This window comes from Permianibacter fluminis (assembly GCF_013179735.1).
Classification (GTDB): Bacteria; Pseudomonadota; Gammaproteobacteria; order Enterobacterales; family Permianibacteraceae; genus Permianibacter; species Permianibacter fluminis.
Genome location: NZ_JABMEG010000001.1, coordinates 270,523 through 282,886, shown reverse-complemented (window position 1 = coordinate 282,886; position 12,364 = coordinate 270,523). Strand labels below are relative to the sequence as shown.

Genomic DNA, 12,364 nt, shown 5'->3' with positions numbered 1-12,364 from the left:
CCCGTCGCTTCGGCGTTATCGGCTTCGGGCACGTGCTGATGCGGCGTCCTGCCTTATCAGCACTGCGCTGGCGTCCCTGCCAGCGCACCCGACCGCTAACGCCGAATCGCCGGCTGGCGCGAATGGGGGCCCCGGGATCTAGCTGGTTGAGGTTGCTTCGATTTTTCGTCTGGTCTTTTCTTTGTCATCCCCGCGTACGACTGCATGAATGCAGGAGGTTGAGCAACGCAGGAGCAGTTGCCGAAACGAGGACCCAGTGTCTCTTCTTGATTCAAAGTCGCTGGATTCCCGCCTTCGCGGGAACGACGGTTCATTTTCTTTTTTTGAGCTCTGTTTTTTTGCGCGCAGCGTGCCCTTGCTTTTTTCCCCGCCGTCTGACGAGCCGAGCAGCGGAGTGCAGTCTGGGTTAACAGCCCGTAACGCAGTGAAGGGGCGAGGCAGGAAGCCGAAGCCTTTTCAGACTGCACAAGGATGTGCTGTCTGAAAAGCCCCAGACGGAATGAGCAGCGCAGGGTACCGCGCGTTGTTCGCGCGGCGAGGAGTACAGGCCATGTTCTTTGGTGACTTTCTTGCGCCAAGAAAGTCACTCGGCCGCCGGGCCGAGACCCGGCAATCTCGCCAGCAGAGCCCACTCCAAATCATGAGCAGTACAGAATTGCCACCAGCGTGGGAACGACAAACCACAAATCACAAACCCGCTGCAACTGACAGAACCCTGTCAGCAACTCCGGTTATTGTTCACAGGCAGCCCGCGCGTCTGCGTGTACCATACCGGCCATTAACACTCCGGAATTGTCCGCATGACCCGTCGCGCTGATCGTCTGTTTGCCGTGGTGCAGTTGCTGCGCCGGGGCAAGCTCGTCACGGCCCGCCAGCTGGGCGAGCGGCTGGAGGTGTCGGAGCGGACGATTTATCGCGACATCGCCGATCTACAGGCCAGCGGCGTGCCGATCGATGGCGAAGCGGGGGTCGGTTATCTGCTGCGGGCCGGGTTTGATTTGCCGCCGCTGATGTTCAGTCGTGAGGAAATCGAGGCGCTGGTGGTCGGGGCGCGGCTGGTCAAGACCTTTGTCGGTGCCGGCCTCGGCCGTGGCGCCGAAGACGCCTTGTCAAAAATCGAGCATGTGCTGCCGGATGGCCTGAAACGCGAGCTGGAAAAGTCGCGGTTGTTTGTCCCGGAGTTTCTCGCCGACGCCGGGGTACAGGCGGTGCTGGAGCAGCTTCGTCAGGCCATCAATCAGAAGTCGGTGGTGCAGTTCGGTTATCAGCGCGAAGACGGTTTGCGCAGCGAGCGGGCGGTTGAGCCGCTCGGGCTGTTTTGCTGGGGCCGGACCTGGACGTTGGCCGGCTGGTGCGAGCTGCGCAATGATTTTCGCCATTTCCGGCTCGACCGGATCAACGCGCTGGTGCTGACCGAGCGCCATTTCCAGGAAGTGGCCGGGCGCTCGCTCAGCGACTTCTTCCGGGCGGTGGAAGCGCAGGAGCGCGACCGCAAGGCGGCCGAAGCCTGAAGCTGCCGGGCCCGGCCTGGTCGGGCTTTGAACATCGGCCGCGCCGACAAATATCCCCGACCCTGAGCGGCGCCAGCCGCTAAAATAGCGCCACCTTCCGTTTGCCCCCGCCCCGCCCATGGACCAGAACGCCCTGAAACGTCGCGCCGCCGAAGCTGCGCTCGCCTTTGTCGAAGAAAACAGCATCCTGGGGGTCGGTACCGGCAGCACGGTCAACTGCTTTATTGATTTGATCGGCGAACGCCGGTTTCCGCTGAAGGCGGCGGTGTCGAGCTCAAAAGCGACCGAGGCCAGACTGCGGGCGATTGGAGTTGAAGTGCTGGACTTGAACGACGCCGGCCCGATCCCGCTGTATGTCGATGGCGCCGATGAAACCGATGCCAAACGCCATCTCATCAAGGGCGGCGGCGCGGCCCTGACCCGCGAGAAAATCGTCGCGCAGGCGGCAGCAAAATTTGTCTGCATCGTCGATCAGAGCAAGCTGGTGCCGCAGCTCGGCAAGTTTCCGCTGCCGGTCGAGGTGATCCCGATGGCGCGTTCGCTGGTGGCGCGCGAAATCGTCAAGCTCGGTGGCGATCCGGTTTATCGCGAAGGCGTAGTCACCGACAACGGCAATGTCATTCTCGATGTCTGGCATCTGGACATCGTCAACCCGGCGGCGCTGGAGCAGACCCTGAACAACATTCCCGGTGTGGTGTGCAACGGCCTGTTTGCGCTGCGCCCGGCCGATGTCGTGCTGATTGCCCGGCCGGAGCAGATCGAGCAGATCTGAACCCGTTGGCAACGTTGTTGCCAGCATCACTCGCATTGCCTGCAGAGCGGAGGTCCCGGTCCGCAGGTCCAGACGCTATACTGCCGCCATGACCGAGTCGGCACTGCGCCAGCCGCTCCCGTGCGGGGCGCGGGCAGCAAGGAATGCATCGCGACGCCAGGGTTCGCGATGATTCGCCAGGCTCGGTTACGGCGTTGTCGGCTGCGGGGCTTCTGCCCAGCGCAGCCAGGCCAGGAAAGGTCGCGCTCTCCGGAGCTGGATTTGCTACAAGGACGCAGTCATGAACGCCCGCTTTTTACCCGGTTCGGGTTTCGGTTTTTCCCTTTCTTCGACAGGCCTGCTGTTGGCGCTGGTCATGGCGTTGCCGGCTGCGTTGCCGGTTAGCGCCGATGACGCCGGCAATGCGCTGGCCCAACAGGTGCGCGATCGCCCGACTGGCAAGGACAGCGTCACTGCCGGCAGCATGGTGCTGCTCGAACCCGGCCATCCGCCACGGCTGCGCCGCATGCGCACCTATCAACTCGAACAAACGCCCGATGAGCAATGGACGCTGATTCGTTTTTCCGAACCGGCCGATATTGCCGACACCGGTCTGCTGACGCTGGATCACGTCAGCGGTGAAACCGATCAATGGGTGTATCTGCCCGCGGTGAAAAAAGCCCGGCGCATTCCGGCGGATCGGCGCGGCGGCAATTTTGTCGGCTCGGATCTGATTTACGAGGATCTGCGTGACCGCAAAATCGATCAGGACGTGCATACCATCGTCCGGGAAGAAAAACTCGAAGGCCAGCTGTGCAAAGTGCTCGAGAGCGTGCCGGTCGACAAAAGCAATTCTGAATACAGCAAGCGAGTCAGCTGGATTCATCCGCAAACGCTGGTGGCTTTGAAGGTCGATTTGTACAGCGGGGGCGAGCAGCCGAGCAAACGCATGGAAGTAAAAAAACTGCAGAAGCTGCAAGGCTACTGGACTGTGCTGGAGCTGGTCGTCACCGATCTGAAAACCCAGCACAGCACGCGCATGCTGGCCGATCAGGTGCAGTACGACAAAGGCTTGTCGCCAACCCTGTTCACTCAGGCCGTGCTGGAAGACCCGATTCAGGAAGCGAGTTTGGCCAAATAAGCCGGCAGTACGAATCCGCAGCACCCGCCAACGTGACAAGGACGAGCAGAGATCGGCATGGCGCAGCATCGTGACGGTAGATCCGTCTTCTTCACCCCCGCTTTCATCAAAACTGCCGCATTCAGCCTTCGGCATCGCGGCTTGCGACTGGCGTTGCTGGCGGCAGTGCTGACAGCGAGTGCGAGCCACGCCGATGACGTGGTTGTGCGCGGTGAGTACGACAATTATCCGCGCGCCCAGCAAGTGGTCGCCGATCTGCGCAGCGAAGGCCGTATGGTCAGCCTGCTGCGCGAACCAACCAAACGCCGTGGCGACGCCGTCCAGCTGACGTTTTATCAATTGTTCGATGCCGCCGATTGGGCCGCGCGTAATTTGCAGCGCTACGGTTTCAAGGCCTGGGTAATTCCGCAGCGCGAATCCTACGGCTACGTCGTGCAAGTCGGCATTTACGGCAACAGCGCCGACACGGCGGCCACTGTGGCGAAATTGCGCGAGCTGGGTCATGCCAACATCCGCGTGCGCAAACTGGAATGGCCGGGTTATCGCTACATCGTTCAGGAAACCGTCGATCCCAATCGGCCGCTGCCGGATACCGGCAGTGTGGTCAGTGCAACTGTTCCCGCTATACCGAGCACAACATCAACGACAACCGCAGCACCAGCAAGCCAGGACGAGCCCGATAGTTTTACCTTTGGCGCCGAAGCCGACGAAGGCGCCGTGCTGGCGTTCGGTACCCAAACCAACTACGACGCGCTGCTGGTGCAAAATCAGCACAAGACGCCGAGTCAGCGTAACACCGGTTTCCGCTTTGACGAGCTGCGGCTGGAATACGGCGCGCTTGATGCCGAAGATGGCGGAGTGGTCAAAAGCAGTCACGCCATGCTGGCGCGATTCGGCTATGGCTTTCAGTTCGGTGATCACGTCGACGGCCGCATCGCCGCGCGTTTTGACGGCGCCAAGCAAGGCCCGGATCGCACCGTCAGCAGTTCCGAATGGGAGCCGGATGAAGCGTTCATCCGTTATCGCGCCGGTGATCACAAATTCACCTTGGGTGCTGTGCCGATCAACTGGGGCACGCTGGATGAGCTGGCGCCCGGCAATGTGATCGCGCGGCAGGACATGACCCGGTTTGTGCTCGACGATCTGAGCCGTCGTTATCGGGCCCAGGGCGTGCTGCGTTACGAAGGCTGGTTCGATCGCTTCAAACTCGATGTGGTCGCCATTCCGGTATTCGAACCGGCCGCGCTGCCCGATGCCGACAGCATCTGGTCACCCTACGATCAGCAGCGCGGGCAATTGCTCGGTGTTGAACCGAATCCGGTGCTCGCCACGCTGCTGCAGTTTGGCACCGTTGAGCCGGAGCCAGCCGACGAAGAAAATGATGGCGGCGGTGGCATCCGCTTGTCGCATCAGGGTCAGGGCCTGGATTGGGGTGTGTCAGTGCAACATGTGCGGCATACGACGCCGTATTTTGTCCTCAATGACACGGTGCGCACCGTGTTGCTGGGCACCGGCAATCCGGCGCAGGCGCTGGCCAGCACCACCGACCCGACGTTCACCGCTTGGCATCCGTTCACCGATGTCGCGTCCGCCGATGTCACGTTCAACTGGGGTGAATCCACCTGGCGCGCCGAACTCGCCTATCTCAGTGACTATCCAGTCACCACGCCGGATCTGCGCGCATTGACCGCGCCGGCCATTCAATACGGTTTTGGCGTCGAATTTTTCCCCGGTGATGGCAACACGAGGCTGAGCCTGCAGGCCGGCGGTTTGCAACTGAATCCGGATGAAGAAATCGCCGACCGCGAGCAAGTCGGGTTTTTTTCTGGCGAACTGGAAATGCTGTTTGCGGCTGAGAGCTGGCGGCTGCGCACCCGTTTTCTGGCGACCAGCGGCGAAGGTTTGAGCGATCTCTACGTCAATCCCGAGCTCGCCTATATTCGCGCCGAGCCGGACGAATTTTATATTGGTGTGCATGCGTTCAGCGGTGATGACGGCACCGCTGGCGGTTATCACGACGAGCACGACCTGTTCGTCATCGGCTGGCGGACCCAATTCTGATGAGTGCATCCCCGATTCGGTTTTTGCCCTGGCAACTGGCGGCGGCGCTGCTGGCGCTGATCCTGCTGATTCCGGCTGCGTTGCTGCCGTTTCTGCAAATCAATAACTCGCCGGAAATCTATCTGAGCAAGGATGAGCCATCGGTGCAGCTGCAGGACCGGTTGCGCTCGCTGTTTCCGGATTATCAGGTGATTGTGCTGCTATTCGAGCCGGCCGATATCAGCGCGCCGGAATTCCTGCACAAACTGGAGAGTCTGGCCCAGGATCTCAAGCAACTGCCGCTGGTGGATCGGGTGCACCGGGTTACCGATTTTGAGCAGATCGCTCGCACCGACGATGGCTTCGCGGTGCGGCCGCTGGTCGACGTCGACAAGCTGGACCAGCAACCGGTCACGCGCGAACGCCTGACCGCCGATCCGTTTGCGCCCGGTTTTGTCTTGGCCAAAGATGGCAGCGCCGCTGCGCTGGTGATCCGGCCCACGCATGTTCCGGATTCGCCAACGCGGCAGCAATTGCTGACGACCATCCAGCAAAAAGTGCAGGCGCATGGCTTGAGTGACGTACTGAAAGCGTCGGCCGGGCAGGTCAGCGTTGATGTCGCCGAATTTGAATCGATGCTGCATGACAACCTGATTTTTGTGCCGGCGACGATGGCGCTTGGGTTGCTTCTGATCTGGTGGTTGTTCCGGCGACCGTTGGCGGTCGTGATGGTAGCGGTGGTGATGGCCGCCGCGGCACAAAGCGCGCTCAGCGTGCTGGTGATAGCCCGTGAACCGTTCACGCTGGTCGCGGCAATTCTGCCGCCGTTCATGTCGGCGATCAGTCTGGCGTTCATGGTGCATTTGCTCGGCCAATTGCAGGCAGTGGCCGGCAGCAAACTGAGCCGGGAAGCGCAATTGAAAACGGCCGTCGGCCATGTGTTCCGGCCGAGTCTGTACGCGGCGCTGACCACAGCGGTTGGCTTGGGCTCGTTGGCGGTCAGCCCGATCCGGCCGGTGGCCTGGTTCGGTATTGCCGGTGGCGTGGCGGCGATGGTGCTGTTTGCGACTGTCAATTACCTGTTGCCGCCCTTGCTGCTGCGTTTTGACAAGGGCCAGTGGCCGCGCGAACCGGAAAATACCAAGGCACTCACCCGCATTACATTGCGCATCGCCCACTTTTCGATGCGTCGCGCCGGCTGGGTGGCCTCCGGCTTTTTGCTGGCAACGCTGCTGACGCTGCCGCTGCTGGCGAAGATCTACACCGAAACCGACATCTACCGATTTTTTCAGGACGACCATCCGATCAACGTTTCGACCCATGAAGTCGAGGCCAAGCTCTCTGGCGCCATGCCGCTCGATGTCGTCTTCACCGGTCCGGATCGCGATGCACTGACCGATCCGGCCCGGCTGCATTACATCGAAGCGTTCCAAGCCTACGCCGACAGTTTGCCGGCGGTGAACTACAGCATCTCGATGGTCGATTTGCTCAAGGAAATGCATTGGGCGTTTCAGGAGCAGGACAGTGGCGTGCGTCAGCTGCCAACCGACAAAGCGTTGATCACCCAGTACCTGTTTATTTACGACGGCAAGGATTTGTACGACCTGACCGATCGCGAGCTGAAAACCACCCGGGTTACGTTGTCGCTGACCACCCACAGCACGCGCGAACTGAAAGCGGTGATGGCGCAAATGAAAACCTGGCTGGCGGCGCAACCGGCCATCGATCTGCAGGTCGAGTTTGGCTCCGAGGCGCGCATCTTTACCGATCAGGAAGATCTGTTGGTGATCGGCCAGATCAGCGGGCTGTGGTTGTCGTTCATCATGATCTTCCTGTTTTTCGTGCTGATGTGGCGCTCGCCGCCGGTTGCCTTCATGGCGGTGCTGCCGAACGCCGCACCGATTTTCTTTGTCTTTGTCTTCATGGCGGTGGCCGGCGTGCCGCTAGACATGGCCACCGCCTTGATCGCCGGCGTCGCGGTCGGGGTCGCAGTCGATGACACCATTCATTTCATGGAAAGCTATTGCCTGCTGGTGCAGCGTGGTCGCAAGAGCAGCTACGCGCTGTTGCACACGCTGAAAGATTCCGGCAAGGCCTGCACCATCAACACGCTGATCTTGTCCTCGCAATTTGCCCTGTTGCTCAGTTCGACATTTGTGCCGACCCGCAATTTTGGCTTCATGACCGCACTGGGTTTGATCACGGCGGCCATTTTCGAATTGCTGCTGCTGCCCTCGCTGCTGACCTTGCTGGCGCGACTAAGCTGGTGGCAACACCATGTTCGCCATGCCCGCACGCCCCGTCATGAGCAGGTGGCCTGATGCGGCTGATGTCAGTGCGGCAGTGCACAAAAAATGTTGGCGTCGTAGCCTTGTTGCTGGTGACCACGTTACTGGTGACTACCACTGCGCAGGCTGGTGATCGTTGGGACTGGTCCGAAGGCAGTGCCGATGGCGCCGGCGGTGCAACGCGCGAGTTCTACAACGCGGCGGCCTCGCTGCGCTGGCGCCACGCCAACGGCGATTGGCGTGATCGCAATGGCGACGCCCAGGGCAAACTGCCGTATGCCGAAACTGCGGTTGCCAGCGGCAAAGCCGAACTCGCCGTCGCACTCGATGTGACGGCCTTGGTCAAGGCCTGGCTCGCCGGCAGTGTCAGCAATCGCGGCATGCTGTTGCAGGTCGGCAATGGCAACGGCGGCACCATACGCTTTGCCAGCAGGGAAAATCCGCAAGCCACATTGCAGCCGCGCCTGCAGCTGCAGTTTTCCGATGGTCAGCAAACGCTGGCGGCCAGCGCCGATACCCATCTGGATCCGTCCACGTACAAAGCCAAGGGCAAGACCGCCACGCTGACCATCAGCACCGGCGGTCATCCGGCTTTATTGCAATTTGATCTGGCGGCGCTGCAGGGCCGGCAAAACCGTTTGCAAAAAGCCGAGCTGCAATTGACCGCCGTCGAGCGCAGCGGCGGCACCAGCAAAGTGCAGGTATTCGCAGTCGATATTCCGGTGCCGATGACACTGGCGCCGCGCTTGGGGCTGGCCAGCCAGTTTGTCGGCGATGCCGACATCAAACGTCATCCCGATGTGATCTATGCCACCGGTTTTGATGACAGCGATTTCACCGATCAATGGCCGGAATTTCGCGGTCACTATTGGCTGACGGCGCGCGGTGAACAGTTCGCAGCGCTGCGCAGTAATGCGCTGCAGGTGCGTCTGGAAAAAGGCGACAACTACGGTGCCACCGGCAGCCTGATGTTCAAGCCATTGATCGGTGCCGAACCGGAGCAGATGTATGTGCGCTATTACCTGCGGCTCGGTGCCAATTGGCGACCGCGCAGTCAGGGCGGCAAATTGCCCGGCTTCGCCGGCACTTACGGCAAAGGCGGCTGGGGCGGTCGACCCAATGACGGCCGCAATGGCTGGTCAGCACGTGGCGCGTTTCTGCAACAGATTGGCGAGGGCAATCCGCTGGCCGGGCGCACGCCGATCGGCTCCTATGTCTATGAAACCGGCAAGAGTGCTGATTTTGGTGCGGTCTGGGCTTGGAGTGAAGGCGAGGGCGCGTATCTGGAAAACAATCGCTGGTACTGCGTCGAGCAGTTCATCAAGCTCAATACGCCGGGCCAGGACAATGGCGAATTGCAGGCCTGGCTCGATGGCCGCGAAGTGTTTCATCGCAGCAATCTGCGCCTGCGGCTGGTGCCGGAATTGAAGATCGAAAAATTCTGGTTTGATATCTATCACGGCGGCACGATGACCTCGCCAACCGATCAGGATTTGTATTTCGACAATCTGGTGGTGGCGCGCAGCTACATCGGGCCGATGGCGGAATCGGCGGCGCGCCTGTCAGGGCATGCCGGCGCCGCCCGGTAGTGACCAGTGTTCAACCTTGATCACTTTTTGCTGTTCGTCGACGACAAAGCTGAGCCCGCCGACATTGACCCGGCCCGGCACTTCTTCAATGGCGTTGGCTGACACCCGGCGCTGTTTCAGTGCGCTCAGCAAGTCTGCCTTGCTGAGCCGGCCACCCAGCAATTCACTGAGCAGCTGCACATCACCCTTGGTTCGATCCAGCGCCACCTGTGGCCGCCGGTAAGCATCGGCCAGCAGATAGAGCAACACCAGATTGACCAGCAGCAAACTGCCGGCGGCGAGGAAGAAACGCTGTCGCCAACGGCTGTGCTGGCGTGCCGATTCGGAACTGCGGTGATGACGTGGTGGCATGGTGGTGGCTGACAAGATCCCTCTCGTGCCGACTACTGTACGCAACCGGCGCGCCAGTCTCAATGGTCTCGACGCCGGCTTTCTGCTATCGTGCGCGCACGCAGGATGCGCTGCAGCACAGCCGTGGCGACCAGCCGATCAACCTGATCCGCGCCAGTCAAAACCACGCCGCTGCCAATCACAGTCCGGGTACGTGCCCACCGTACCTGTCAGGCGGAGCGATGCATGGAGCATCTCGCACAACATTTTTTCAGTTATTTCGAACTGCATCAGGCCTTGACGCCCGAGCAGGTCGATATCGCGCTGCGCTTGCGCTACGCCGTCTACTGCGAAGAGCTGGCCTACGAAGATCGGCACGCCTTCCCCGATGGCCGCGAAAGCGACCGTTATGATCCGCAATCCCGACACTGCTACCTGCTGCACAAAGCCACTGGCCGCGCTGCCGGTTGTTTCCGGCTGATCCTGAGCCCGGATGGTGTCAGCCAACTGCCGTTTGAGCAGGTCTGTGACGGCCATCTTGAAGCCGGGCCATTGGCGCCGAGCACCACCGCGCGGCAGCATTTCGGCGAGATTTCCCGGTTGGCGGTGCACAGCGATTTCCGCCGCCGGGCCGGCGAGCAAACCTCGCCCATCGGCATCGCCGGCGATTCCGATGCCAACCCGGACAGTCGGCACTATCCCATGGTCGCGCTGGGCCTGTTTCTCGGTGCCTCAGCGTTGGCGCTGAACCTCGGGCTGGAACGGGTTTACGTGATGATGGAGCCGCGCCTGGCGCGCTTGCTGCGCAGCTGCGGCATCGTGTTCACCCAGGTCGGTGAAGTCATCGATTACCACGGTCGGCGCGGCCCGTTTGTCATCACCGGCGAAGCGCTGTACCGGACCCTCGGCGGCGATACCCGCGAGCTGCTGGAAACCATGCGCGAGCAGCTGCGCCAGCAATAGATTCACGCGCCAAGGCCAATGCGCTCCGCGCTGCACTGACACCTGAACGTGCTGGCCGGCTGGCATTGGCTACACTCGTTGGCATCGGGCCTCACCGGACAGACAACATGGATGCGTTTGATTACTCCCGGGCGTTCTCGCGCAACATCGGCTGGGTCACCGAGGCCGAACAGCAAATCCTGCAGCGCAGCCGCATTGCCATCGCCGGTTTGGGTGGCGTCGGTGGCAGCCATTTGCTGACGCTGACGCGACTCGGTATCGGTGCCTTTCATATTTCCGACTTTGATCGGTTCGAGCAGCAGAACTTCAATCGTCAGGCCGGCGCGTTCGTGTCGCATCTGCATCAGGACAAATGCGCCGTGCTCGCGCGCATGGCCGCCGACATCAATCCGCAAGCCACGCTGAAAGCTTTTCCGCAAGGCATCAACGACGACAATCTTTCGGCCTTTCTCGATGGCGTTGATGTCTATGTCGACAGCCTCGATTTTTTTGCCGTCGATATCCGCCGCAAAGTATTCGCCGCCTGCGCCGCGCGCGGCATTCCGGCACTGACCGCCGCACCGCTCGGCATGGGCACCGCGTTTCTGGCTTTCCTGCCCGGCGGCATGAGCTTCGAACAATATTTCCGGATGGAAGGTCTGCCAAAAACCGAGCAGCTGGCCCGCTTCATTGCTGGCCTAAGTCCACGCATGTTCCAGCGGCCCTACCTGCAAGTGCCGGAGGCGGTGAATTTCAGCAAGGAGAAAGGCCCGTCAACCGCGATGGCCTGCGAACTCTGCGCCGGCGTCATGGGTGTGGAAGTGTTGAAAGTGCTGCTCAAACGCGGCCGCGTCACCGCCGCGCCCTGGGGCCTGCACTTTGACGCTTATCGGCAGCGCTACAAAAAAACCTGGCGCCCGTTCGGCAACGCCAACCCGCTGCAAAAAATTCTGATTGCACTGATCCGCAGCAAACTCAATCTGAACGGCTAAGCCGCTACTGGCCACCGGCGATCCAGCGGATTTGTGGTATTCGCGCCGAGCTGCGCAAAATGGGTATCGATCATGGTGGTCTCCACATGCTGATAGTCGAGCAGACTCTGTGCCGGGCTACTCAGGAGCAGCGATAGTGCGAGTGTCGCTACCGATTTTCAGCAGATGCGTGGCAGAATCATGGCGAGATATCGGCAATGGACAGGCCATTGTCTTGCCTCCTTGGCAATTGACTGTCAGCTCGGTCACCGCCCGTAACGCCCGACCTCAATAATCGATAATCTCAGGTAATTCTTTGAATAGTTGGAATTATTTCGACACGATTGAGAAATATTAAAAACCGCTAGGTGGAATGCCGCCTAATCACTAGTTAGCCGTTGGGGCGCACATGCATCTGTTTCGAAAAGTAGTTAGTATTGTTTTTGTTGTGTTTGCAGTAAGTAGCATTTCATATTGCGCTTATAGCTATGGCACTGCGGAAACTCGTGTCAAAGAGTTGTGCGGTGAAATTAAGCCCGGCATGTCAATTTCTGAGCTTCGCGCTTTTGGCTTGGCTAAAGGCTTAGGCCCTGAGCCACATAATGAGTCTGGTGTTAATTTTATGGTTGAGCGTAAAACGTACGGGCGCTACGGCTGTAAGATCGTTATTGAATCTGGAGTAGTTAAAGGAGCGCAATATGATTTTGCAGATTGAGCCGGCTAACAAGGCAATCAAGTCTCCAAGATATTGCTAGCACTTTCCATGCTGACGCAAAAGAAAAAGGCGAGGTTTCCCTCGCC

At 60.2% G+C, this 12,364-nt stretch carries 10 protein-coding genes; 9 read left to right on the top strand and 1 reads right to left on the bottom strand.

Going from position 1 to position 12,364, the window contains the following annotated elements:
- Positions 1-800: 800 nt before the first annotated feature.
- From HPT27_RS01245 to HPT27_RS01220, 6 genes are all read left to right on the top strand, one after another.
- On the top strand, positions 801-1,511 hold the full coding sequence (locus HPT27_RS01245; protein WP_172237791.1) for a helix-turn-helix transcriptional regulator: 711 nt from the start codon (positions 801-803) through the stop codon (positions 1,509-1,511).
- Positions 1,512-1,629: 118 nt separating this feature from the next.
- Positions 1,630-2,283, top strand: a complete 654-nt coding sequence (gene rpiA / locus HPT27_RS01240) for a ribose-5-phosphate isomerase RpiA (RefSeq protein WP_172237788.1) — start codon at positions 1,630-1,632, stop codon at positions 2,281-2,283.
- Between the two features lie 280 nt (positions 2,284-2,563).
- Positions 2,564-3,403 carry an outer membrane lipoprotein-sorting protein gene (locus HPT27_RS01235; RefSeq protein WP_172237785.1) on the top strand — a complete coding sequence of 280 codons (840 nt, stop codon included), beginning with the start codon at positions 2,564-2,566 and terminating at the stop codon, positions 3,401-3,403.
- A gap of 57 nt (positions 3,404-3,460) precedes the next feature.
- Positions 3,461-5,464: a hypothetical protein gene (locus HPT27_RS01230; RefSeq protein WP_172237782.1), complete on the top strand. Its 2,004-nt coding sequence runs from the start codon at positions 3,461-3,463 to the stop codon at positions 5,462-5,464.
- The gene (locus HPT27_RS01225; protein WP_172237779.1) at positions 5,464-7,764 is read left to right on the top strand and encodes an efflux RND transporter permease subunit; all 2,301 of its coding nucleotides are present in this window, start codon (positions 5,464-5,466) and stop codon (positions 7,762-7,764) included. Before HPT27_RS01230 ends, HPT27_RS01225 begins: the two co-directional genes overlap by 1 nt.
- Positions 7,764-9,320 (top strand): polysaccharide lyase, encoded by a 1,557-nt coding sequence (locus HPT27_RS01220; protein ID WP_172237776.1) that lies wholly within the window; start codon positions 7,764-7,766, stop codon positions 9,318-9,320. Before HPT27_RS01225 ends, HPT27_RS01220 begins: the two co-directional genes overlap by 1 nt.
- Here HPT27_RS01220 and HPT27_RS01215 read toward each other — a convergent pair.
- A complete protein-coding gene (locus HPT27_RS01215) occupies positions 9,294-9,686 on the bottom strand; it encodes a hypothetical protein (RefSeq protein ID WP_172237773.1) in 393 nt (130 codons plus the stop codon). The two genes, HPT27_RS01220 and HPT27_RS01215, sit on opposite strands and share 27 nt — an antisense overlap.
- Positions 9,687-9,896: 210 nt before the next feature.
- On the opposite strand from HPT27_RS01215, the gene HPT27_RS01210 reads away from it, so the two are divergent.
- From HPT27_RS01210 to HPT27_RS01200, 3 genes are all read left to right on the top strand, one after another.
- Positions 9,897-10,613 carry a PEP-CTERM/exosortase system-associated acyltransferase gene (locus HPT27_RS01210; protein WP_172237770.1) on the top strand — a complete coding sequence of 239 codons (717 nt, stop codon included), beginning with the start codon at positions 9,897-9,899 and terminating at the stop codon, positions 10,611-10,613.
- A gap of 107 nt (positions 10,614-10,720) precedes the next feature.
- The gene (locus tag HPT27_RS01205) at positions 10,721-11,584 is read left to right on the top strand and encodes a ThiF family adenylyltransferase (protein WP_172237767.1); all 864 of its coding nucleotides are present in this window, start codon (positions 10,721-10,723) and stop codon (positions 11,582-11,584) included.
- A gap of 388 nt (positions 11,585-11,972) precedes the next feature.
- Complete coding sequence (locus HPT27_RS01200; protein ID WP_172237764.1) at positions 11,973-12,278, top strand: hypothetical protein; 306 nt, start codon at positions 11,973-11,975, stop codon at positions 12,276-12,278.
- Positions 12,279-12,364: the final 86 nt, after the last annotated feature.